The following is a 22047-nucleotide window of genomic DNA, read 5'->3' as shown; positions in this document are numbered from 1 at the left end:
CTGGCTCACCTCCCCCGTGGCGGGGGCCGCCCGGTGCGCGCTCATCAGGCCCCCCCGATCTGCTTCTTGTCGTCGTCGGTGAAGGGCGCGAACCCGAAACGGGTGATCTTGGCCAGGGACAGCGCGTCGATCATCTCCACCAGGTTGTGGAACTTGGCGGCGCGCTCCACCTTGATCACCACGTTGAGGTCGGACTCCTTCGTCTTCGGGTTGTAGAACTGGCGGGCCTTGTCGTTGAGGACCTTGCGGAGGTCCTTCAGCGCCACCACCGCCGGCTTCTCGGTGGCCATGTTCCAGTAGATCTGGTCCCCCTCGACGGCGCGCAGCATCAGCACCTTCGACTGGGCGATCTCGATCTTGACGTCCTTGTCCGGCGGGACGTTGATCTCCATCGCGCGCGGGGTTCGGAACACGGTGGTCACCATGAAGAAGATCAGCAGCAGGAAGGCGACATCCACCATGGGCGTCATGTCGATGCGGACGCCCACACGCCGCTTCTTCCTCCGGCCTTTCTTGCCCTTTGTATCCTTGGGTTCCGGTGAGTCGACGGATGCCACGGTACTCGATCCTCTCTCCAGCGGGCCCTTCCCGGTCGCCCGGGAGCTACGGGGTCCGCGAAATTTCGGTCATCACGTTGAAGCGCGTGAGCTGGGACTTCTGGAGGACCTCCATCACGTCCGCCATCGTGCCGTATTTCGCGTCCTTGTCCATGCGCACGATGATGTACGCCATGGGCGCGAACTGCCGCGCCTTCATGAGCTCGGACTCCAGGTCGGGGACCTGGACCGGCACGTCCATGGTGATGTTCTTCCCCGACTGGTCCTTGGCCTTGAACTTCAGCGTGATCTGGTCGTCCTTGTTGATCGCCAGGGTGATGGTGTTCTTCTCGGGCGCCTGCAGGTCCGAGTGCGACTCGGGCAGCTTGATCTGCTCCTTGTCGGGCGGCTTGAACGTCGTGGTGCTCATGTAGAAGATGAGCAGCAGGAACGCCACGTCCACCATCGGGGTCATGTCGATCTTGACCCCCAGGCGGCGCTTTCTCTTGACGGCAGACACCTCGCTCGCCTCCTGTCCGCTACTTCACGTCGGCGACGTTCGAGGTCAGCAGCTGCAGCGTCTCGTAGCTCGCCTCATCCATCATGTAGTTGAAGTTGTCCACCTTGGTGGTGAACACGTTGTACAGCACGATGGCGAAGATGGCGATGAACAGCCCGCCGGCCGTGTTGATGAGCGCCTCGGAGATCCCCTTGGCGAGCTCGGTGGCGTCCACGGCGCCGACGTTCGATGCCGCCGCGAAGCAGCGGATCATCCCGATCACGGTGCCCAGCAGGCCCACCAGCGTGCAGATCGAGGCGATGGTGGACAGCGCCACCAGGTTGCGCTCCAGCAGCGGCACTTCCAGGGCGTTGGCCTCCTGGATCGCCTGCTGCGTCTCGGGCACGATCTTCTCCTTGGGGAGCTTCTCGTCGAGGCACTGCTGGTAGCGGATCAGACCGGCCTTGAGCACGTTGGCCGCCGAGCCCCGCTGCTTGTCGCACAGGGCCATCGCGGCCGGGAGGTTCTTGTTGTTCAGCTCGCGCTTGACCCCCATCAGGAACTGGGGCAGCGGGGCGGTGCCCGCGGCCTTGCGCAGCGTCAGGTAACGCTCGATGACGAAGGCGATCGAGAGCATGCCGAGGTAGATCAGCCCGGCGACGAGCGGACCGCCCTTCTTGACCAGTTCCGGCACCATGAACGCATACACCGCGATCGAGACGGCGAGCAGGGTGATGAAGACGATCGGCATCAGGAAGCGTTTCATTTCTGGGACATCCTCCTCTGCGGGCTGTGCGGAAACACGGCGGGGCGACGGGAACCGGACCTGGAGGGGTAGGGGGCGGGACGCCCCGTTCCGGGGGGGCTGCCCGCCGCCATCATGTCAGATTCCCGGGCCTTCGCGCAACTACAGTGCAAAGCTGGCGATCGCGGCCGCCTCCGACTCGTACACATCGAACACCAGGCTGAGCCGGGTGATCACGAACACGTTGTTGATCTTGGCGTCGACGTTGCAGAGCTTCAGCTTGGCGCCGCGCTGCGAATAGTGCTTGTGTGCGGTGATGAACACACCGATGGCGGTCGAGTTCATCATGGACGTGTCCGCCAGGTTGATGACCAGCTTCTGGTTTCCGGCCGCCTCGAGCTCCTGGACGCGCTTGTGAAGCTCGTCGGTCTCCGCTCCCCCCATCAGGAAGCCCCTGGGGTAGAGGATCACGATATCGCCTTCGGTCTTCTCCTTAAGGGCCATCGCCTTCTCCTTCCGGACGGATCACTTGGTCTTGGTGGTGGTCGAACCCTTGCTGGCGGACTCCGTGCCCGCCGGCGCCTTCCCGTTCGCGCCGGCCGGCGGCGCCGTCCCGCCCTTGCGGGGCGGCGGCGGCGGGGCCAGGAATCGCTTCAGCACCGCGTTGTTGGGGTCGATCGCGATGCCGCGGGCGGCCACCGCGCGCGCCTTCTCCATGTTGTTGGTCAGGGTGTAACTGCCGGCCAGCATCACCAGCACGCGCAGGTCGTTGGGGTTGATCGCCGAGGCCTTCTCCAGCGTGGCCGCGGCTTCCACGTAGCGCTTCTCGGAGTAGTCGAGGTAGGCCAGGTTGAACAGCGCGGACGCCGCGGTGGGGCTCGCGGAATCGGCCAGCACCGCGGCGCGGAACTCGTCGGGCGCCAGCGCCCGGTTGAGCGAGTCGCCCTTGGCGTAGGCGGTGCCCAGTTCGAGGTGCACCTTCGCCGCCTCGTCCCCCGCCAGCGGTGGCTGGATCGCGGTCAGGACGTACTTCAGCGGAGCGCTGGCGGAATCGAACATGGCCCCCGCCTGCCGCTCCAGCACCTTCGCGCTGTCGGCGTACACCTGCGCAGTATCGGCCTTCCTGGCCTTGGCGTACGCGTCCGCCTGCTGCAGCAGCGCCTGGGAGTTCATGCTCAGGCCGGAGCCCACCTGGTTGTAGCACTGCCCCAGCCGGTAGAACGGCAGGTACGGCTTTCCGCCCTTGGCGATGGCGCCGGCCGAGTCGGCCTCGATCCGGCGGCGCAGGTAGGGAATCGCGGCCGCGTACTCACGCTGATAGAACTTGCTCTCCCCCAGCTTGTACCACGGGTCCGGCTGGGTGGAGTCGGCCATGGCCGCCTCGGCGAACAGCGAGTCCGCGATCTGGAACTGCGGCGGCTTCTGGCTCATGTACAGCGAGCCCACCAGCAGGATGTCCTTCGGGTCCAGTTTGCCGCCGGCCTGCTGCAGCTTCTGGAAGGACCCGAAGGCGCCCTCCAGGTCGTTCAGGTTGTACGCGTAGTTGCGGACCGAGAGCAGCAGCACGTCGGTGCGCACCTGGCTGCTCGGGTCCAGCAGCGTCGCCGCGGTGTCCAGGGCGGTCGCGGCCTCCTTGAAGAGCTCCGGGTCGCGGGTCGTCTGGTGGTACAGGGCCTCGCCCAGGTAGCGCCAGCCGAGCCCGTTCTTCGGCCGCCACCGCGTGAAGTTGCGCAGGTAGGGCACCGCCGTGGCGTAGTGGGCCGCGTCGCTGCGGCCGGCCAGGACGTACAGGTGCCCGATCCAGTACTGCGGCTCGGGATACAGCGAATCCAGGACCGCCGCGGTCTTGAAGCTCTGCAGGGCGTCGGTGAACTCCTGGCTCCGGTAGTGCGAGAGCCCCAGCTTGTAGAACGCCTCGGCGTTGAGCGAGTCGATCTGGGTGGCGCGTCTGAAGAAGTCCTTGGCGCGGGCCCACACCTGCCGCTTCAGGTACACCTCGCCGCACGACATCTGGGTGAAGGAATCGTCGGGATCCAGCGCCGCGGCGCGCTCGGTGGAGTCGGCCGCCGCCTTGAGCGAGTCGAGGTCCATCAGCGCCAGCCCGGTGCCGGCCATGAACTTCGGCACCTCGGACTCGCCCGCGAAGTCCAGCCCGCGGTTGAGCTCGTTGAACGCCGCCTGCGCCTGGCCCTGGTGGCGCAGCGCCATGCCCAGCGCGAAGGACGCCTCGGTGTACTTGGGCTTGCGGGAGAGGGCCTCGCGGTACTTCGCGATGGCGCCGTCCCAGTCCTCCTGCGCCTGGGCCAGCTGGCCCTGCAGGTAGGGAACCACGTTGCCGCCGGGCGAGAGCTTCTCGGAGGCGTCGATGGAGGCTCGCGCCTCCTCGTACTTGTGGGCTCGGATCAGCACCCGGGCCAGGGTGGCGTGGGCGTCCTGGTTGGTGGGCTCCTCCGACACCGCCCGCTCGAGGAGCGGAAGGGCCGCCGCGATGTCGTTGCGCTGGAGCGCGGCGCGCCCCTGCTTCAGGGCGTCCCCCGCCAGCGCCGGCCGGAAGGACGCGGAGAGCAGCAACAGCAGGATCGCCGCGGCCATGCGCGGGCCCTGGGACGATGCACGAAGTCTCATCTGGATCATGACGCCATCCCGCAAGGTTCCTCAGGTTAGGGTCGGACTCGGGGTCCGGCTAGCGGCCTTTGACCCGGAGCGGCACCGCCGTGGGCACCAGCCCGGCCTCGAGCGCCACCCGCTGGCCCTCGTTGCTCAGGGCGTATGTCGCAAACCCGTCCGCGACCGGCGGCGCGGGCATGCGGTACACCATGACCAGGTAGTTCCGGAGGGGGTACTTCTGGTTCCAGAGGTTGTCCGCGTCGGGGGCATAGTACGGAAAACCGCGGGCCTCGGAAACCTTCAAAACTCTGACGCCGGGCCGGACCGCGTCGCGTCCCACGAACCCCAGCGCGTCCGGCCGCCGGGCCACCTCCGCCACCATCTGGCTGTCGCTGCCGATCCAGGCGTCCACGTGTCCCGGGGCGGCCCCACCCAGCACCTTCCCCACCATCAGTTCGTAGCTGCCGGCGTTGGGATCCCGCCACAGCGACCCGATGGGCCTGTCGGCGCCTCCCAGCCGGTCCCAACTTGCGATCCCGCCCGAATAGACTTCCCGCAACTGGTCCAGCGCCACCTGGTTGACCGCGTTGGAGGGGTGCACGATCAGGGCGACGCCGTCCAGCGCGACCCGGAAGCCCTTCAGGCGCAGCCGGTGGGCGCGGGCCAGCGAATCCTCCTCGGGCGCGATCTCGCGAGGGATGAGGATCGCGTCGGCGCTGTCCTCGAACAGGGCCGCCACGGCGCCCCGCGTGTTGCGGAAGCGCACGTCAATCTCGGCACGCCGGTACATCGCCAGGAATGCGGCCGTCTCCGAGCGGGCCAGCGTCCGCGCCGACTCGGCGGCAACCAGCCGCAGGCGCCCCGCGGTCAGACGCCCAGCCGGCGCGCCCCCCCGCGGGGCGTGGCAACCGGCCGCGATCAGGAGGGGTACTGCGATCAGGAGGAGGCGCAGTTTCATGGCTGGGATCTGCCTATAAGAATTAGGTATCGGGCGGTCCGTGTCAACTTCCTTCGGCGCCTCCGCCAGGGGGGCGCCACGCCGGGCCCCGGCCCGCCCCCTCGAGAGGGGGCGGGCCGAACCGGGCCGAAGGGCCGGGGGCTACTTCCGGCCGGTCTGGATCCGCATCCCGTAGAAGGAGCGGTGCACGAAGAACATCGAGATCCCGAAGAACAGCGCCGCCAGCATGTGGCTGAACATCACGCCCTTCGTGGCGGTCAGCGACACCGCCAGTTCCACCGCCAGCAGCCCGAACAGGGTGGTGAACTTGATCACCGGGTTCATGGCCACCGAGGAGGTGTCCTTGAACGGGTCGCCCACGGTGTCCCCGACCACGGTGGCGGAGTGCAGTTCGGTGCCCTTCTCCTTGAGGTCGACTTCCACGACCTTCTTGGCGTTGTCCCAGGCGCCGCCGGCGTTGGCCATGAAGATGGCCTGGAACAGCCCGAACAGCGCGATGGAGATCAGGTAGCCGATGAAGAAGTACGGCTCGTAGAAGGCGAACGCCAGCGTGGCGAAGAACACCGCGAGGAAGATGTTGAACATCCCCTTCTGCGCGTACTGGGTGCAGATGGCCACCACCTTCTTGCTGTCGGCGACCGACGCCTTGGCGGCGCTGTCCAGCTTGATGTTGGCCTTGATGAACTCCACCGCCCGGTAGGCGCCGGTGGTGACCGCCTGGATGGAGGCGCCGGTGAACCAGTAGATCATCGCGCCGCCGGTGATCAGCCCCAGCAGGAACGGCGGGTGCAGGATGGACAGGTTGCTCAGGTACTCGGGCTTCAGCCCGTGGGTGAGCAGCACGATGATCGAGAAGATCATGGTGGTCGCGCCCACCACCGCGGTGCCGATCAGCACCGGCTTGGCGGTGGCCTTGAAGGTGTTTCCGGCGCCGTCGTTGGCCTCGAGCATGTGCTTGGCGTGCGCGAAGTCCACGTCGAACCCGTGCTCCTTCTTCAGCTGCTCCTTCACCCCGGGGATGGTCTCGATCACCGAGAGCTCGAACACCGACTGGGCGTTGTCGGTCACCGGGCCGTAGGAGTCCACCGCGATGGTCACGGGGCCCATGCCCAGGAAGCCGAAGGCCACCAGCCCGAAGGCGAACACCGCCGGGGCCATCATCAGCGCCCCCAGGCCGGTCATGCTGACGAAGTAGGCCACCGTCATCAGCACGATCATGGCGATGCCCAGCCAGTAGGCGCTGAAGTTGCCGGCCACCAGGCCGGACAGGATGTTGAGCGACGCGCCGCCCTCGCGGGAGGAGGTCACCACCTCGCGCACGTGCGCGGACTCGGTGGAGGTGAACACCTTCACCAGCTCGGGAATGATGGCCCCGGCCAGCGTGCCGCAGGTGATCACCGTGGACAGCTTCCACCACAGGCTGGGGTCCCCGCCCAGGCTGGGGATCAGCATGTAGGAAACGACGTAGGTCAGGGCCACCGAGACCACCGAGGTGAGCCACACCAGGCTGGTCAGCGGGGCCTCGTAGTTCATCTCGTCGGCGTTGCCGTAGCGGGCCTTGGCCACCGTCTCGTTGATCAGGTAGGACACGCCGCTGGCCACGATCATCATGATGCGCATCACGAAGATCCACACCAGCAGCTGCACCTGCACCGCGGGCTGGTGCACCGCCAGCAGGATGAAGGAGATCAGCGCCACGCCGGTCACGCCGTAGGTCTCGAAGCCGTCGGCGCTGGGGCCCACCGAGTCGCCGGCGTTGTCACCGGTGCAGTCGGCGATGACGCCGGGGTTGCGGGCGTCGTCCTCCTTGATGTTGAACACGATCTTCATCAGGTCGGAGCCGATGTCGGCGATCTTGGTGAAGATGCCGCCCGCGATGCGCAGCGCCGCCGCGCCCAGCGATTCGCCGATGGCGAAACCGATGAAGCACTGGCCGGCGTAGTCGCCCGGGATGAACAGCAGGATGCACAGCATGATCAGCAGCTCCACGCTGATCAGCAGCATGCCGATGCTCATGCCCGCGCGCAGCGGGATGCTGTAGCAGGGGAACGGCTTGCCCCGCAGGCTGGCGAAGGCGGTGCGCGAGTTGGCGTAGGTGTTGATGCGGATGCCGAACCACGCCACCCCGTAGCTGCCCGCGATGCCCACCAGGCTGAACAACAGGATGATCACCACCCGGGCCGGCTCGAAGTGCTGCAGCAGGCCGAAGTACACCGCGATGATGGCGCCGATGAAGATCTCGAGGATCAGCAGGAAGCGGCCCTGGTTGAACAGGTAGGTCTTGCACGTCTCCCAGATCAGCTGGGAGATCTCCGCCATGGCCGGGTGCACCGGGAGGTTCTTCACCCCCAGCAGCATCATGAGCCCGAAGAGCAGGCCCAGCCCCGACACCAGGAGGCCGACCATCAGCAGCGCCCGGCCGCTCACCCCGCCCAGGAAGCTCACCTGGCCCAGGTCCGGCAGTTTCAGGCTGGCTTCGCCCGAGGCCGCCTCGGACGGCTCGGCCTCTGCCGTCGCGGGAACGGCGGTCTCGGCCGCCGGGTCCGCCGGCGCGGCTGCCGAAGAGCTCTCCGCGACGGACGCGCCCGTCGGCGCGGGGGCCTGGGCCAGGGCCGCCGGCGCGGACACGAGGGAACAGAGAGCCAGCACGGCCGGCAGCAGGGCCAGCAACGCGCGGGCAGGGACGGAGCGCAGAACGTTCATGTCGACCTCTCCTGAACCTGGTGAAATCAATCGGCCGGGTTCCGCACCTGCGAAGGCGGATGGACCGGGGTCGTGGAGGGGTTGGCCGCCCGCGGAGGACGCGGGCGCTTCAGCACCCAGCCCAAAGTTCGCCCCGGGAGGGCGAAAAATAGACCCGGGATTTATACCAGATTCCCGGGGCGATGTCCAGTTTCGAGGCCCACTTCGGGGCGTCAGACGCGCACCCGCATCGGGAGCACCACGGTGGGGATCCCGCTGAACTGCAGGCGGCGCTGGATGGCGTAGGCCGTTTCGTTGTGCAACACGCGCTGGAGCAGCGTCTCGCGCTCGAAGATCAGCTTGCTGGCGAACACGATGGCCCCGGGGTAATCCCGGACCGCGTCCCGGCACAGGCGCTCCGCCTCCTCCACCGCCTCGGTGGACAGCGCCGAGCGCGTCTCCGCGGACAGACCCAGCCGGCCGGCCAGCTGCACGTACCGGGCGAGACCGGCCTCGACGCTTTCGCGAAGCGCCTCGGTCTCCTCAACTCCCTTGAAGGTGGCGGAGTCCAGCACCCCCACGGAGACGAAGACCACATTGGCGTAGTGCCGGGGGAAGAAGCGCAGCAGCCCCAGGAGCGAGTGGATGCCCAGGCCGTTGTAGCCGGAGACCAGCAGCACCGCGGTGGGACCGCCACGGCGCATGGGCTGCGGCGCCACCGCGGGCTCGGCGGGCAGGTCGCCCAGGATGCGGTCCAGCTCGGCCATGTTCTCGCCCACCTTCCGGTAGTGGCGGCGGATCCACGAGCACACACCCACGAGCGCGACGGTGCAGGCGAGGGTCACCCAGGCGCCCTCCCGGAACTTTTCCAGAATCGTGACCACCAGGATCCCGGCGCACAGCACGAAACCGAGCAGGTGCGCCGGCATGTGGCGCTTCCAGTGCTCCCGGCGCCCGCGCGCCAGCAGCCAGTAGCGGATCATCCCCAGTTGCGAGAGCGAGAAGGTCAGGAACACGTTGATGGAGTACATCACCACCAGCAGGTCCACCCGCCCGCGCGTGTAGGCCAGCGTTCCCAGGGCGGCCGCGGCCATCAGCAGCACCCCGTTCTGCATGGTGAGCCGCTCGGAGAGCGCCGCGAACCGGTGCGGGAACCACGAGTCCACGGCCATGTTGGCCATCACCCGGGGCCCGTCCAGGAAGCCCGTCTGCGCCGCCACGAACAGCAGCAGCGCCTCGGACACCAGCACCACCCACACGAAGCCGTGCCCCAGCGCCTGCGGCGCCCAGTGCCAGTTGAAGTGCCAGCTGTCGGCGTAGCGCGCGGCCAGCACCGCGTTCATGGTCTGCCCGGGAACGTGGCGGATGTCGAGCAGCTGGTAGCACAGCAGGATGCCGCCGGCGGTGAGCGCCAGCGAGCCGGCCATGTACGCCATGGTCTTCTTGGCGGTCTCCACGCGCGGCTCGCGCATCATGGGCAGCCCGTTGGACACCGCCTCGATGCCGGTGTAGGTGCCCCCGCCCAGCGAGTAGGCGCGGAAGAGAAGCGCCAGCAGGGCGAACCACCCCATGGTCTGCAGGTCGGAGCGGGTGCCCTGGGCCACCTCCTGCTGGAGCCGCGCCACGTGGCCCAGGCCCTGGGTGAACCCGCCCGCGATCAGCAGCGCGTGCGAGGCCAGGAACACGAAGAAGATCGGCGCCAGCGCGGTCACCGACTCCCGCACACCCCTCAGGTTCATGAGCACCAGCAGGCACACGACGCCCACTTCCACCGGCAGCTTCCAGGGCTGCATTTCGGGCGGGGCCAGGCTGAACAGGGCGTCCACGCCGCTGGCCACCGAGATGCTGATGGTCAGCGCGTAGTCGATCAGCAGCGCGGCGCCCGAGGTCACGCCGGCGCGCGGGCCGAGCAGCTTGGTGGCCACCACGTACCCGCCTCCGCCGGAAGGGAACACTTCGATGATCCGGCTGTAGGCGTAGGAGATGAGCAGCACGGTGCCGGCGGTCATGGCCGCGAGGTACACCGCGAGGTAGCGGTGCGTGCCGAGCGCCTTGAAGGCCTCCTCGGGACCGTACGCGGACGAGGAGAGGCCGTCGGCGCCGAGGCCCACCCACGCGAGCACCGCGACGAGGGTGAGGCGGTGGAAGATCTTCGGGTCCCAGATGTCGCGGGGGCGGCCCAGCAGCAGCTTCTTCAGATCCGGCATCGTGGCAGGTCCAATCCGCGGCGCGCTACAGGGTCACCCGCACCGGGAGCACCACCGTCTGCACTCCCAGGAACTGCAGCCGGCGCTGGATGGCGTAGGCCGTCTCGTTGTGGAGCAGCCGCTGCAGCAGGTTCTCGCGCTGAAAGATGAGCTTGCTGGCGAAGATGATCGCCTGGGGGTACTCGCGGATCACCTCGCGGCACATCGCCTCGGCCTCCTCCACCACCTCGGTGCCGAGGGCCATGCGCACGTCTGCGGCCAGCCCCAGCCGGTGGGCCAGCTCCACGTAGTGCGCGAGGTCCGCCTGGGTCTTCTCCTTCAGCTTCTCGGTCTCCTCGATGCCCTTGAAGTTGGCCGAGTCGAGCACGCCCACCTCCACGAACACCACGTTCGCGAAGTGCTTGGGGAACAGCCGCATCAGGCTCAGCAGCGAGTGGATCCCGAGCCCGTTGTAGCCGGAGACCAGCAGCACCGCGGTGGCGCCGTCGCGGCGCAGCGGCGGGGGCGCGGTCACCGGGTTGAGCGGGATGCTCTTGAGGATCTCGTCCAGTTCCGTGGTGCTCCGGCGGACCTGCCGGTAGTGACGGCGCACCAGCGCGCACACCAGGACCAGCGTGCCGGTGGTGGCCAGCGTGACCCAGCCGCCCTCGCGGAACTTCTCCACCACCGTGATCACCAGGATGCCCGCGCACAGGGCGAAGCCGACCAGGTGGATGGGCACGTGCCGCTTCCAGTGCTCGCGTCGCTTCCGGGCCTCCAGCCAGTAGTGGATCATGCCCAGCTGCGACAGCGAGAAGGTGACGAACACGTTGATGGAGTACATCACCACCAGCATGGCCACGCTGCCGTGCGTGTAGAGCAGCACCGCCAGCGCGGCGGCCCCCATCAGGAGCACGCCGTTCTGCATGGTCAGCCGCTCGGACAGCGCCGAGAAGCGGTGCGGAAACCACGAGTCCACGGCCATGTTGGCCATGATCCGCGGACCCGCCAGGAAGCCGCTCTCGCAGGCCACGAACAGCAGCAGCGCCTCGGACACCAGCACCAGGAACACGAAGGTCTGCCCCAGCGCCGGGGAGAGGATGCCCAGCCCGGCCACGAACTTCTCCGCCAGCGCGGCGTTCATGGTCTTGCCCAGGACCGGCTCCACGCCCAGCAGCAGGTAGCACAGCATGATGCCGCCGGCGGTCACGGCCAGGGAGACCGCGAGGTAGGCCATGGTCTTCTTGGCCGTGAGCACCCGCGGCTCGCGCATCATCGGCAGGCCGTTCGAGACCGCCTCGATGCCGGTGTAGGTGCCGGCACCCATGGAGTAGGCGCGGAAGAAGAGGATCAGCAGCGCGAACCCGCCCATGGTGCCCAGGTCGGCCTGCCGCCCCGTCACCACCGCGTGCTTCAGCTCGGGCACGTGGCGGAAGCCCTCCACCAGCCCCCCCACGATCATCAGCGCGTGCGCGGCGATGAACACGAAGAAGATGGGCGCCAGCGTCTGCACCGACTCGCGAACACCCCGCAGGTTGATCAGCACCAGCAGCGCGCGCACCATGATCTCCACCGGCAGCCGCATTCCCAGGGTGCTCGCCGGGAGCATGCTCCACAGCGCGTCCACGCCGCTGGCCAGCGAGGTGGTGATGGTGAGCACGTAGTCCACCAGCAGCGCCGCGCCCGAGACCACGCCGGCCCAGTCCCCCAGCTGCTTGGTGGCCACCACGTAGCCACCGCCACCCATGGGGAAGGCCTCGATGATGCGCGAGTAGGAGTAGGAGATGATGAAGACCGTCACCGCCATCACGGCCGCGAGATAGACCGCGAGGTAGCGGTGGGAGCCCAGCGCGAGGAACGCCTGCTCCGGACCGTAGGCGGACGAACTCAGCCCGTCGGCCCCCAGCCCCACCCACGCGAGGAAGGCCACCAGGGAGATCCGGTGCGCCGTGTTCGGGTCCCAGATGTCCCGCGGGCGACCGAGGAGGATCTTTTTCAGGTCGAACATAGGGCGGCGGAACACGGAAGGGCGCGGCGGATGCCGCGCCCCCCACGTCAGCCTGAACGCCTCTCTAGGGTCGGGTCATGGCGACCGGGAGGCCCCGGTCCACCTGGTCGTCGGGGCGCGGGATCACGTGCGCCGCGATCAACTGCTTGAACAGCGCGGCGCGGGCGGCGCCCGCGCGCACCGCGGCTTCCACCGCGGCCACGTCGCCGCGCACCACCACCGTCACCAGCCCGGCGTCGATCTTGCGGTGGCCCACCAGCTCCACGGGCGCGGTCTTCACCATGGCGTCGGCCGCCTCCACCGCGCCCACGAAGCCTTTCGTCTCCACCATGCCCAACGCGTCCATTCAATCCTCCCGCCGGGGAGCATAGGACGCGCCACGCCCCCTGCCAAGCGGCAAACACACCCTCGTGCCCCGCCCCGGCCGCCCGCCCCGCGCGCCCTCACCGCACCCCACCGGTCCGGCTGCTCGCCCCGGGCCCGGCGCCGCGGACTACGGCCGGGTCCGGTAGATCGTCCGGGGGAACGGAATGCACTCGCGCACGTGCTCGATCCCGCAGATCCACGCGGTGGTGCGCTCCACCCCGATCCCGAACCCACCGTGGGGCACGCTGCCGTAGCGGCGCAGGTCGAGGTACCACCCGAACGCCTCCTCCGGCAGGCCGTGCTCGCGGATCCGCTGCCGCAGCAGTTCCAGGTCGGCGATGCGCTGTCCTCCCCCGATGATCTCGCCGTAGCCCTCGGGCGCCAGGCAGTCCACCGAGCGGCAGTGTCGCGGGTCGCCCGGCTCGGGCTCCATGTAGAACGCCTTCACCTGGGTCGGGAAGTGGTGCACGAAGAAGGGCGTCTCGTAGTCCTCCGTGAGCGTCGCCTCGTCCGGCGCCCCGAAGTCGCCACCCCACTCGAAGCTCACGCCCTTCTCGTTGAGGCGCTTCACCGCGTCGGCGTAGTGCAATCGCGGGAACGGGGCCTTCACCTTCTCCAGCTTCGAAGTGTCGCGCTCCAGCCGCTTGAGCTCCTCGCCGCGCCGTTCCAGGCAGCGCGCCACGACGTGGCTCAGCATCTCCTCCTCCACCCGCATCACCTCGTCGAGGTCCGCGTAGGCCATCTCCGGCTCGAGCATCCAGAACTCGGTGAGGTGCCGCCGCGTCTTGCTCTTCTCGGCGCGGAACGTGGGGCCGAACGCATACACCTTGCCGAAGGCGGCCGCGGTGGCCTCGTTGTAGAGCTGTCCGCTCTGGGTGAGATACGAGAACTCCTCGAAGTACTCCACCTGGAAGAGCGTGGTGGTCCCCTCGCAGGCGGCGGGGGTCAGGATGGGAGTGTCGCAGTTCACGAAGCCGTGATCGTCCAGCCACTCGCGCGCCGCCCGGATCACTTCCGCGCGCACCCTCAGGATCGCGTGCTGTCGGGACGAGCGCAGCCACAGGTGCCGGTGGTCGAGCAGGAACTCGATCCCGTGCTCCTTGGGGGTGATGGGATACTCGTGGGCTACCTGCACCACCTTGAGCCCGGTGACCTGCAGCTCGTACCCGCCCGGCGCCCGGGGATCCGCCTTGGCCAGGCCCCAGATTTCAAGTGAGGACTCCTGCGTAAGCTTCTGGGCTTCCTCGAATTGCGCCTCGCCGAGCGCCTTCAGGGAGGCCACCGCCTGCACCGTCCCGCTGCCGTCGCGCACCAGCAGGAATGCCAACTTGCCGCTGGAGCGGCTGTTGTAGAGCCATCCCCGGAGGCGCACCTCCTGGCCCTCGTGGCGGTGGAGCTCGGAAATGGTGGTGACTGTCATGGCGCTCCCAAGTGCTAAGGATGGAAACGAAATACGCCGATAATCAGGGTGATTCGAAGAGGGCGTCGCGCGCCGTGGGCGCGCACGCGTCCGCACCCCGCGAGCGCGACCCGACGCGCCCCGGGGACGGAGTCCCAACTTGGGATTCGAAACTAGGGGCCGACCCGGGGACTGTCAATCCCGGGGCCGGACCGAATGCCGGAGAGCTCATGCGCCGAACGCTCCACGCCAGCCTGCTCCTGCTCTTCGCACTGGCCCTGTGCGCGCCCCCTCCCGCAGGCGCGGCAGCGGCGGCCGCGAACACCATGGCCCCCGCGTCCCCCGTCAGCGACCCGTCCTGGACCGCGTACGCCCACTATCGCACCGGGCTGCTGGCCAGGGCGCGCGGAGAGCACGCGCGCGCCGAACAGGAGTTCCTGGCCGCCACGCGCCTGCTGCCGCAATGGGCGGACCCTCACTATTCGCTCGCGTGGTCCTGCCTGAGCAGCGACCCGGCCTCGGCGCCGGGGGAGCTGCTGCAGGCGCTGCGCCTCTCCGCGAACTCCTTCCGGTCCCAGTACGCCACGCTGTTCCACCTGCTCCTGTGGGGATTGCTGGCGGGGTGGATCGCCGCGCTGTGCATGGCGCTGACCGCGGTGGTGCTGGCGATGCCGCACCTCCACCACCGGCTGGCCGAGTTCTTCGCCCGCTACCTCGATTCCTCCTACGCGGCGGTGATCGCCGCACTCGCCTGTGCCGTGCCGTTCCTGCTGGGGCTGGGCTGGGTGCTGCCCACGCTGCTGACGCTGGCGCTGCTGCAGCCCTCGCTGCGCGGGCTCGGCCGGCGGGCCTGGGCGCTGCTGCTGGTGGCCACCCTGGCCGCGCCCTGGCTGGTGCGCGAGGTGGACTCGCTGCTGGTGGCCCGGGGCACGACCAGCTGGACGGGCCGGGTGCTGCAGGCCGAGGTCTCCACGTGGACTCCCGCGCGCGTGGCCGGCCTGAACGAGGCCGAGGCGCAGGCTCCGGGACGTTACGAGATTCCGTTTGCCCGGGGCCACATGGCCCTGCGCTCCCGGCGCCTGGACGCCGCGGTGCGCGACCTCTCGCGCGCCGACTCGCTCTCGCGCGGGGACGCCCGCGTGCTCAACAACCTGGGCGTGGCCTGGTGGATGCTCGGAAAGGCGGACGCGTCCGAGGCCGCGCTGCGCCGCGCCGTTCAGGCGGACGACCGCCTGACCGCCCCCCACTACAACCTGGCCCAGGTGCTCTCGCGCCGGCTGGCCTTCGAGGAGGCCAACCGCGAGATGCTGCGCGCCGGCGGGCTCGATTTCGACCGGCTGCGGCGGCACTTCAACGCCTTCGGCGCCGGCCAGGGCGCGATGATGCAGGAGGGACTCTCGCCCGAGGCCCTCTGGAAGCTGTGGCGCGAGGAGACCAACCTGCGCAGCGACTGGATGGAGCCGCCCCGCTGGCTGCAATCGGCCTGGGAGGCCCGCACGCTGCCCTTCGCGCTGCTGGCGCTGCTGGTGCTGGCGCTGGGCTCGTTCTTCGGCAGCCGGCTCAACCGCTGGCTGCCCGTGTACCAGTGCGCCAACTGCGGCGTGACCGTGTGCCGCCGCTGCAGCGCCCGCCGCCGCGGCGAGACGTTCTGCCAGGTGTGCGCCGGCCACCTCGGGGTGGCCGACGGCGGGTCGTTCGCGCGGGTGCTGCTGGAGCGGCGGCGCTCCAAGCGCATCCGCGAGCGCGGCTGGCTCCTGCTGGCGGTGCGCCTGGCGCTGCCCCCCGTGGGCGCGGCCGCGTCGGGGCGCTGGGCGGAATGCTACGCGGAGTGGTTCGTCGCCGGGCTGCTCGCGGTCGCCACGGCCACGGCCGGCGCCGCGGTTCACTCCGGTCCGGACTTCACCGCCGGGCTGGAGGCCTCGCCCCGAGTGTTCCTGTTGGGCGCCCTGTGGCTGGTGGCCTGGCTTCCGGCCGCGCAGCGCCAGTGGCACGAGCACCGCGAGGCCCAGCGCCTCGAGCTGGAGGCCGGTCCCCCGGTGCTCCAGCAGGCCGCGTAAAGGAGAGGCAGCGCATGCCGCTGAAAGGCAACCTGGACACCTTCCGCCTGGAGGAGATCCTCCAGCTCATCGCCAGCCAGGGCAAGACCGGCGTGCTGCGCCTGGGCTCCGGCGACCGCCGCGCCATGCTGGTGTTCGAGGAGGGGCGGATCGTCTCCACGCACGAGCCCGGCTCGCGCGAAGCGTCCACCCTGGAGGCCAGCCTGCTGCGCATGCGCCGCCTCAAGCCCGACGACCTGGGGCGGGTGGCGGAGATGCGCAGCGCGGACGGCTCGGACCCGCTGGAGATCATCCTCGGCGCGGGCCTGATCCCGCCCGAGGACCTGGCCGGCTTCCTCGAAGACCACGTGCAGGACCTGCTGCTGCGCGCGCTCTCGTGGCGCAGCGGCAGCTACGAGTTCGTCACCCGCGCGCTCAAGCCCGCCCCCGGCGGATTCCGGCTGGCCTTCCGCACCGAGGGCGTGCTCATGGAGGCCATGCGCCGCCAGGACGAGATGACCCGCTTCCGCCGCGTGCTGCTCACCCCGGCGGTGCTCCTGAGCCGCCGCGACAGCTCGCTGGCCCACGAGCCCGACCCCCGCAGGCGCCGGGTGCTGGAGTCCCTGGTCACCCCGCGCATCCTGGGGGACCTGGAGGAAACGCTCCCGCTGTGGCTGTTCGAACTCTACGAGGCCATCCACGAGCTGTGGGAGGCGGGCTTCGTGGAGATCCACGGCGCGCAGGAGTGGAAGGCCCGGGAGCGCATGCGCCGCCGCCTCGCGCGCAGCTCGGTGGAGCAGGTGGCCTTCGGGGCCGGCCTGGTGGCGGCGATGGCCGTGGCGGTGATCGGCCTGCGCCTGCTGGTGGCGGGCGCGTCGGGCTGGTTCGGACCGGCGGGCTCGGGCCCGGCCTCCGCGTGGGAGGAGGCGCGGCGGGCCCAGTACCTCGACGACGTGCGCCTGGTCGCCGAGGTCCACAAGCTCCATCACGGAACCTATCCGGCGCGCGTGGTCCAGGTGCCCGGGTGGACGGTGCGCCCCGAGGGGGCGCCGAATCCGTCGGATCCCGTGGCGCTGGCGGCGATCCTCATGGCGGACTGAGCCCGCCGCCCCGGCTGCATCGCTCCGATTCCTCCCGCCCCCCGCGCGCCTCGTGCGCGCCCCGCGCGTTGACCACCCCTCCCCTCCGTGCAAGACTCAGCCGCGACATGATGTTCGACGGTAGTGCATCCCCCGACCGGAGGTAGGAATGCGCCTGGCAGTTCGTTCCGCGGGCACGGCCGCGCCGCGCGTGCCCGCGTTGTTCGTGGGAATCGCCGAAGGAGACACCCTCGAGACCCTGAAGCTGCCGGCCGCCCTGCGGCGGCCGGTGCGCGCCGCGCTGGCGGCCCGGGACATCAACGGCCGGCGCAACAAGGTGGCGGTGCTCTACGCCGAGGGCACGCGGCTGTTCCTGGCCGGGCTGGGCCCGCGCAAGGGCGTGATCCCGGACGCGCTGCGCGAAGCGGCGGCGGTGGCTGCCCGGCAGGCGCAGGGGCTGAAGGTGAAGGACATGGCGGTGTGGCTGCCTTCGCTGTCCCGGTTCGGCGCCTCCGCGGCGGTGACCGCGGTGGCCGACGGGCTCAACCAGGGCGGATACGCCTACAACGCGTGGCGCACGCGCGCCGACGAGCGCACCACCCGGCTGGAGTCCATCGCGTTCCTGGCGGCCCGGCCCGAGCTGGCCGAGGCCAAGGCGGCGCTCGCGGGGCTGCAGCCGCTGCTCGACGGCATGAACGCCGCACGCGACCTGGCCAACCGCCCCGGCAACGACCTCGTTCCCCGCTCCTTCGCCGAGGCCGCCCAGGCGATGGCCCGCCCGCTGGGGCTGCGCTGCCGGATCCACGGCCCGCGCGACCTCGAGCGCCTGGGGGCCGGCGGACTGCTGGGGGTGTCCCGCGGAAGCGCCGAGGAGCCCCGCCTGATCGAGCTGGAGTACACCCCGCGCGGCCGCACCCGCGGCACGCTGGTGTTCGTGGGCAAGGGCATCACCTTCGACAGCGGCGGCATCTCGCTCAAGCCCGCCGACAACATGGAGCGCATGAAGTTCGACATGTGCGGCGCGGCTGCCGTGTTCGGCGCCATGCAGGCCCTGGCGCAGCTCAAGCCCGCCGTGCGGGTGGTGGGGCTGGTGGCCGCGGCCGAGAACCTCCCGGGCGGGCGGGCGCTCAAGCCCGGCGACATCATCACCGCCATGAACGGCACCACCATCGAGATCATCAACACCGACGCCGAGGGCCGCCTGGTGCTCGCCGACGCGCTGTCCTACGCGGCGCGATTCAAGCCCGACGCGGTGGTGGACCTGGCCACCCTGACCGGCGCGTGCATCATCGCGCTCGGCGCCGTCACCGCGGGGCTGTTCGCGGGCGACGAGAAGCTGCACGACCGCCTGGCCGAGTCCGCGCGCCGCTGGGGCGAGAAGATGTGGCGGCTGCCGCTGTCGCCCGAGTATGAGGAGATGATGAAGAGCGACGTGTCCGACCTGAAGAACACGGCCGGCACGCGCGAGGGCGGGGCGTGCACCGCGGCGGCGTTCCTAAGGCGTTTCACCAGCTATCCTTGGGCGCACCTCGACATCGCCGGCGTGGGGCACCTGGACCGCGACCGCGCTGGCCTCGCGCGCGGCGGGACCGGGTACGGAGTCAAAACTCTGGTGGACATGGCCATGCGCTGGGAGTAGATTGGATACGAAGGTGGCGAGCTTCCCCGAGCCGCACACCCGGGAACCCAAAGCCCATGTCGCTGGCCGCGCCGCAAGCAAGCTCCGTCTCCTCCGTCCTGCGGGTCCTGGATGCGCAGGGCCTTGACGCACTCCTGCAGCAGATCCGATCCCACGGTTTCGAGTTGCTCGGGCCCACGGTCCGCGACGGCGCCATCCTCTATGATGAAATCGAGTCCGTCGCCGACCTGCCCCGCGGCTGGACCGACGAGCAGCACGGCGGTTCCTATCGCCTGATCCGTCGCGTGGACGCGGCGCTCTTCGGCTACACCGTCGGACCGCGCTCCTGGAAGCACTTCCTGCACCCCTCCTCCGCGTCCCTGTTCCGCGCTCGACGCACCCCGGACGGCTTTCGCTGCGAGGCGGACACCTCCGCGCCGCGGCGCATGGCGTTCCTGGGAGTGCGCGGGTGCGACCTGCGGGCCATCGAGCTCCAGGACCGGGTGCTGATGGGCGGTCCCCACGTGGACCCTGCCTACAAGGCCCGCCGGGAGAACGCGCTGCTGGTGGCGGTACACTGCGCAAACGCCGGGACCAACTGTTTCTGCGCCTCGATGGGAGCCGGCCCGCGCGCCGCATCCGGGTTCGACCTGGCGCTCACCGAGCTGACCGACCACGGCCGCCACGAGTTCCTGCTGGAAGTGGGCTCGCCCTCCGGGCAGAAGGTTGCGGAAGGGCTCCCCGGACGGACGTCCACGGACCAGGACACCGCCTCCGCCGAGGCCCAGGCGCGCTCGGCGGCGGCCACGGTGCGCAAGTCGCTGCCCCTGGAGCGGCTCAAGGAGAAGCTCTACACCTCCCATCTCCATCCCCGGTGGGAGAAGATCGCGGAGAAGTGCCTCGCGTGCGGCAATTGCACCCAGGTCTGCCCCACCTGCTTCTGCACCACCGTGGACGACGTCACCGATCTGGCCGCCGCCACCACGGAGCGCCGCCGGCGCTGGGATTCGTGCTTCAGCCTCGAGTATTCCTACATCCACGGCGGCAGCATCCGCCAGTCGGTGGGCGCCCGCTACCGCCAGTGGCTGACCCACAAGCTCGCTTCGTGGCAGGACCAGTACGGGTCTCCCGGCTGCTCGGGCTGCGGGCGGTGCATCACCTGGTGCCCGGTGGGCATCGACATCACCGAGGAAGCGCGCGCCGTCACCGGCGGCACCCCGAAGGGCTCCGCTTCCCCGGCGGGAGGTAGACGATGACGCAGACCCTCGAGTCCATCCTGGGGGAGCACGCGTTCCTGCGGGACATCTCGCCGGAGCACCTCTCGCTCATTACCGGCTGCGCCTCCAACGTGCGCTTCGAGACCGGGTCCACCCTGTTCCGGGAAGGCGACGAAGCCACCCAGTTCTTCGTGGTCCGCGAGGGCCGCGTGGCCCTGGACATCTTCGCTCCCGGGCGCGGCCCCATCACCATCCAGACCGTGGCCGCGGGCGAGGTGCTCGGCTGGTCCTGGCTGGTGCCGCCCTACCACTGGCGCTTCTCGGCGCGCGCCGTGGAACGCACCCGGGCCATCGCCCTGGACGGCGCCTGCCTGCGCTCGAAGTGCGAGCGGGACTACGCGCTGGGCTACGAGCTGCTGAAGCGGTTCACGCACATCATGTCGCAGCGCCTGGACGCCACCCGGCTGCAGCTGCTCGACGTGTACGGCTCGACGCTGCCCGCTGGGAGACGCGGATGATCCAGCGCGCACCCGAGCCCATGCTGCCCCGCCCCTTCAAGGTGGAGCGCGTGGCCCGGGAAACCCCGGACACCCACACCATGGAGATCTCGCCCGCCGACGGCGGGCCGGGGATCCGCTTCCTGCCGGGGCAGTTCAACATGCTGTACCTGTTCGGGGTGGGCGAGGTGCCCATCTCGATCAGCGGCGATCCAGCCGACTCCGCGGTCACCGTCCACACCACCCGCGCGGTGGGCGCGGTGAGCCGCGCCATCACGGAACTGAAGCCGGGCGGAACGCTGGGGGTGCGCGGCCCCTTCGGCACGCCCTGGCCGGTCAGGGAGGCCGTGGGCGGTGACGTGCTGATCGTGGCCGGCGGGATCGGCCTGGCGCCCCTGCGACCGTCCATCCTGCACGTCCTGGCCCACCGCCGGGACTACCGGCGCGTGGTGCTGATGTACGGCGCGCGAACCCCCGCCGACATCCTGTACCAGGGCCAGCTCTCGAAGTGGCGCTCCAAGTTCGACATGGAGGTGCACGTCACCGCGGACCGCAGCATCGGCCCGTGGCGCGGCGACGTGGGCGTGGTGACGCGCTTCTTCCACCGCGTCCAGTTGGACGCGCTGAAGACGGTGGCCATGGTGTGCGGACCGGAAATCATGATGCGCTTCACGCTGGCCGAGCTGGACCGGCAGGTGATCCCCCCGCAGCGGGTGTACCTGTCCATGGAGCGGAACATGAAATGCGGCGTGGGCCTGTGCGGCCACTGCCAGATCGGGCCCCACTTCGTTTGCCAGGACGGGCCGGTGTACCGTGCCGACCACATTCGCTCGCTGGCCGCGGTCGAGGAGATCTGACATGGCGCCCGCGCGGAAGCCAAAGCTGGCGGTGTGGAAGTTCGCGTCGTGCGACGGGTGCCAGCTGAGCCTGCTGGACTGCGAGGACGTGCTGCTCGCGGTGGCCGGCGCCGTGGAGATCGCCAACTTCCCCGAGGCCTCGCGCGCGGTGGTGAAGGGCCCCTACGAGCTGTCGCTGGTCGAGGGCTCCATCACCACGCCCCACGACGCCGAGCGCATCCACCAGGTGCGGCGGGCGTCGAAGTTCCTGGTCACCATCGGCGCGTGCGCCACGGCCGGCGGCATCCAGGCCCTGCGCAACTTCCAGGACGTGGCCGAGCTGGGTGCGGCGGTCTATCCCAACCCGCGCTGGATCGAGGTCCTGGGCAGGTCCACGCCCATCGCCGACCACGTGTCCGTGGACTTCGAGTTGCGCGGATGCCCGGTCAGCAAGCTCCAGCTGGTGGAGGTGCTGCGCGCGTTCCTGCACGGCAACCGGCCGAACATCCCGACCGACAGCGTGTGCTCCGAGTGCAAGCGGCGCGGCACCACCTGCCTGCTGGTGGCCCGCGGCACCGCGTGCCTGGGGCCCGTGACGCAGGCGGGCTGCGACGCGCTGTGCCCGGCGTTCGACCGCGGCTGCTTCGGCTGCTTCGGCCCGGCCGAGACGCACAACACCGCCTCCCTGGGGGCGCGGCTCACGCAGCTGGGAACCTCGGAGGAGGACCTGGTGCGCCTGTTCCGGAGCTACAACGCCAATTCCGAGCCGTTCCGGCGC

At 69.8% G+C, this 22047-nt stretch carries 18 protein-coding genes; 7 read left to right on the top strand and 11 right to left on the bottom strand.

Going from position 1 to position 22047, the window contains the following annotated elements:
• Nucleotides 1–44: 44 nt before the first annotated feature.
• From HZB25_01225 to asnS, 11 genes are all read right to left on the bottom strand, one after another.
• Nucleotides 45–488 carry a biopolymer transporter ExbD gene (locus HZB25_01225; protein ID MBI5835841.1) on the bottom strand — a complete coding sequence of 148 codons (444 nt, stop codon included), beginning with the start codon at nucleotides 486–488 and terminating at the stop codon, nucleotides 45–47.
• Nucleotides 489–603: 115 nt separating this feature from the next.
• The gene (locus HZB25_01220; GenBank protein MBI5835840.1) at nucleotides 604–1056 is read right to left on the bottom strand and encodes a biopolymer transporter ExbD; all 453 of its coding nucleotides are present in this window, start codon (nucleotides 1054–1056) and stop codon (nucleotides 604–606) included.
• A 19-nt stretch (nucleotides 1057–1075) separates the two neighbouring features.
• Entirely contained in the window at nucleotides 1076–1801 is a 726-nt protein-coding gene (locus HZB25_01215; protein ID MBI5835839.1) for a MotA/TolQ/ExbB proton channel family protein, read from the bottom strand.
• Nucleotides 1802–1942: 141 nt separating this feature from the next.
• Nucleotides 1943–2284: an STAS domain-containing protein gene (locus tag HZB25_01210; GenBank protein ID MBI5835838.1), complete on the bottom strand. Its 342-nt coding sequence runs from the start codon at nucleotides 2282–2284 to the stop codon at nucleotides 1943–1945.
• 21 nt (nucleotides 2285–2305) lie between these two features.
• Complete coding sequence (locus HZB25_01205; protein ID MBI5835837.1) at nucleotides 2306–4414, bottom strand: tetratricopeptide repeat protein; 2109 nt, start codon at nucleotides 4412–4414, stop codon at nucleotides 2306–2308.
• 49 nt (nucleotides 4415–4463) lie between these two features.
• Nucleotides 4464–5345, bottom strand: coding sequence for a substrate-binding domain-containing protein (locus tag HZB25_01200; protein ID MBI5835836.1), 882 nt, complete (start codon nucleotides 5343–5345; stop codon nucleotides 4464–4466).
• Nucleotides 5346–5486: 141 nt separating this feature from the next.
• Nucleotides 5487–8048, bottom strand: a complete 2562-nt coding sequence (locus tag HZB25_01195) for a sodium-translocating pyrophosphatase (GenBank protein ID MBI5835835.1) — start codon at nucleotides 8046–8048, stop codon at nucleotides 5487–5489.
• A 212-nt stretch (nucleotides 8049–8260) separates the two neighbouring features.
• On the bottom strand, nucleotides 8261–10234 hold the full coding sequence (locus tag HZB25_01190) for an APC family permease (GenBank protein MBI5835834.1): 1974 nt from the start codon (nucleotides 10232–10234) through the stop codon (nucleotides 8261–8263).
• Nucleotides 10235–10259: 25 nt separating this feature from the next.
• Nucleotides 10260–12221 (bottom strand): amino acid permease, encoded by a 1962-nt coding sequence (locus HZB25_01185; protein MBI5835833.1) that lies wholly within the window; start codon nucleotides 12219–12221, stop codon nucleotides 10260–10262.
• 64 nt (nucleotides 12222–12285) lie between these two features.
• Nucleotides 12286–12567, bottom strand: coding sequence for a BMC domain-containing protein (locus HZB25_01180; GenBank protein ID MBI5835832.1), 282 nt, complete (start codon nucleotides 12565–12567; stop codon nucleotides 12286–12288).
• A gap of 147 nt (nucleotides 12568–12714) precedes the next feature.
• Complete coding sequence (gene asnS / locus HZB25_01175; protein ID MBI5835831.1) at nucleotides 12715–14007, bottom strand: asparagine--tRNA ligase; 1293 nt, start codon at nucleotides 14005–14007, stop codon at nucleotides 12715–12717.
• Between the two features lie 209 nt (nucleotides 14008–14216).
• On the opposite strand from asnS, the gene HZB25_01170 reads away from it, so the two are divergent.
• The 7 genes from HZB25_01170 to HZB25_01140 all read left to right on the top strand — a co-directional run.
• Nucleotides 14217–16043 carry a hypothetical protein gene (locus tag HZB25_01170; protein MBI5835830.1) on the top strand — a complete coding sequence of 609 codons (1827 nt, stop codon included), beginning with the start codon at nucleotides 14217–14219 and terminating at the stop codon, nucleotides 16041–16043.
• A 14-nt stretch (nucleotides 16044–16057) separates the two neighbouring features.
• Nucleotides 16058–17122, top strand: coding sequence for a DUF4388 domain-containing protein (locus HZB25_01165; GenBank protein MBI5835829.1), 1065 nt, complete (start codon nucleotides 16058–16060; stop codon nucleotides 17120–17122).
• Nucleotides 17123–17270: 148 nt separating this feature from the next.
• Complete coding sequence (locus HZB25_01160) at nucleotides 17271–18740, top strand: leucyl aminopeptidase (protein MBI5835828.1); 1470 nt, start codon at nucleotides 17271–17273, stop codon at nucleotides 18738–18740.
• Nucleotides 18741–18796: 56 nt separating this feature from the next.
• Nucleotides 18797–19975, top strand: a complete 1179-nt coding sequence (locus HZB25_01155; protein ID MBI5835827.1) for a 4Fe-4S dicluster domain-containing protein — start codon at nucleotides 18797–18799, stop codon at nucleotides 19973–19975.
• Nucleotides 19972–20454, top strand: a complete 483-nt coding sequence (locus HZB25_01150; GenBank protein ID MBI5835826.1) for a cyclic nucleotide-binding domain-containing protein — start codon at nucleotides 19972–19974, stop codon at nucleotides 20452–20454. Before HZB25_01155 ends, HZB25_01150 begins: the two co-directional genes overlap by 4 nt.
• On the top strand, nucleotides 20451–21290 hold the full coding sequence (locus HZB25_01145; protein MBI5835825.1) for an FAD/NAD(P)-binding protein: 840 nt from the start codon (nucleotides 20451–20453) through the stop codon (nucleotides 21288–21290). Before HZB25_01150 ends, HZB25_01145 begins: the two co-directional genes overlap by 4 nt.
• Before the next feature lies 1 nt (nucleotide 21291).
• Nucleotides 21292–22047, top strand: a 756-nt coding sequence (locus tag HZB25_01140; protein MBI5835824.1) for an oxidoreductase, incomplete at its 3' end; no start/stop codon positions are given.

This window comes from Candidatus Eisenbacteria bacterium (assembly GCA_016235265.1).
Classification (GTDB): Bacteria; Eisenbacteria; RBG-16-71-46; order RBG-16-71-46; family JACRLI01; genus JACRLI01.
This window is presented reverse-complemented; position numbering and strand designations above follow the sequence as displayed.

Excerpts from the sequence above, each read along its gene's own strand:
- HZB25_01215 (MBI5835839.1), bottom strand. The coding sequence starts at position 1,801 with ATGAAACGCTTCCTGATGCCGATCGTCTTCATCACCCTGCTCGCCGTC.
- HZB25_01210 (MBI5835838.1), bottom strand. The coding sequence starts at position 2,284 with ATGGCCCTTAAGGAGAAGACCGAAGGCGATATCGTGATCCTCTACCCC.
- HZB25_01205 (MBI5835837.1), bottom strand. The coding sequence starts at position 4,414 with ATGATCCAGATGAGACTTCGTGCATCGTCCCAGGGCCCGCGCATGGCC.
- HZB25_01200 (MBI5835836.1), bottom strand. The coding sequence starts at position 5,345 with ATGAAACTGCGCCTCCTCCTGATCGCAGTACCCCTCCTGATCGCGGCC.
- HZB25_01195 (MBI5835835.1), bottom strand. The coding sequence starts at position 8,048 with ATGAACGTTCTGCGCTCCGTCCCTGCCCGCGCGTTGCTGGCCCTGCTG.
- HZB25_01190 (MBI5835834.1), bottom strand. The coding sequence starts at position 10,234 with ATGCCGGATCTGAAGAAGCTGCTGCTGGGCCGCCCCCGCGACATCTGG.
- HZB25_01185 (MBI5835833.1), bottom strand. The coding sequence starts at position 12,221 with ATGTTCGACCTGAAAAAGATCCTCCTCGGTCGCCCGCGGGACATCTGG.
- HZB25_01180 (MBI5835832.1), bottom strand. The coding sequence starts at position 12,567 with ATGGACGCGTTGGGCATGGTGGAGACGAAAGGCTTCGTGGGCGCGGTG.
- asnS (MBI5835831.1), bottom strand. The coding sequence starts at position 14,007 with ATGACAGTCACCACCATTTCCGAGCTCCACCGCCACGAGGGCCAGGAG.
- HZB25_01170 (MBI5835830.1), top strand. The coding sequence starts at position 14,217 with ATGCGCCGAACGCTCCACGCCAGCCTGCTCCTGCTCTTCGCACTGGCC.
- HZB25_01165 (MBI5835829.1), top strand. The coding sequence starts at position 16,058 with ATGCCGCTGAAAGGCAACCTGGACACCTTCCGCCTGGAGGAGATCCTC.
- HZB25_01160 (MBI5835828.1), top strand. The coding sequence starts at position 17,271 with ATGCGCCTGGCAGTTCGTTCCGCGGGCACGGCCGCGCCGCGCGTGCCC.
- HZB25_01155 (MBI5835827.1), top strand. The coding sequence starts at position 18,797 with ATGTCGCTGGCCGCGCCGCAAGCAAGCTCCGTCTCCTCCGTCCTGCGG.
- HZB25_01150 (MBI5835826.1), top strand. The coding sequence starts at position 19,972 with ATGACGCAGACCCTCGAGTCCATCCTGGGGGAGCACGCGTTCCTGCGG.
- HZB25_01145 (MBI5835825.1), top strand. The coding sequence starts at position 20,451 with ATGATCCAGCGCGCACCCGAGCCCATGCTGCCCCGCCCCTTCAAGGTG.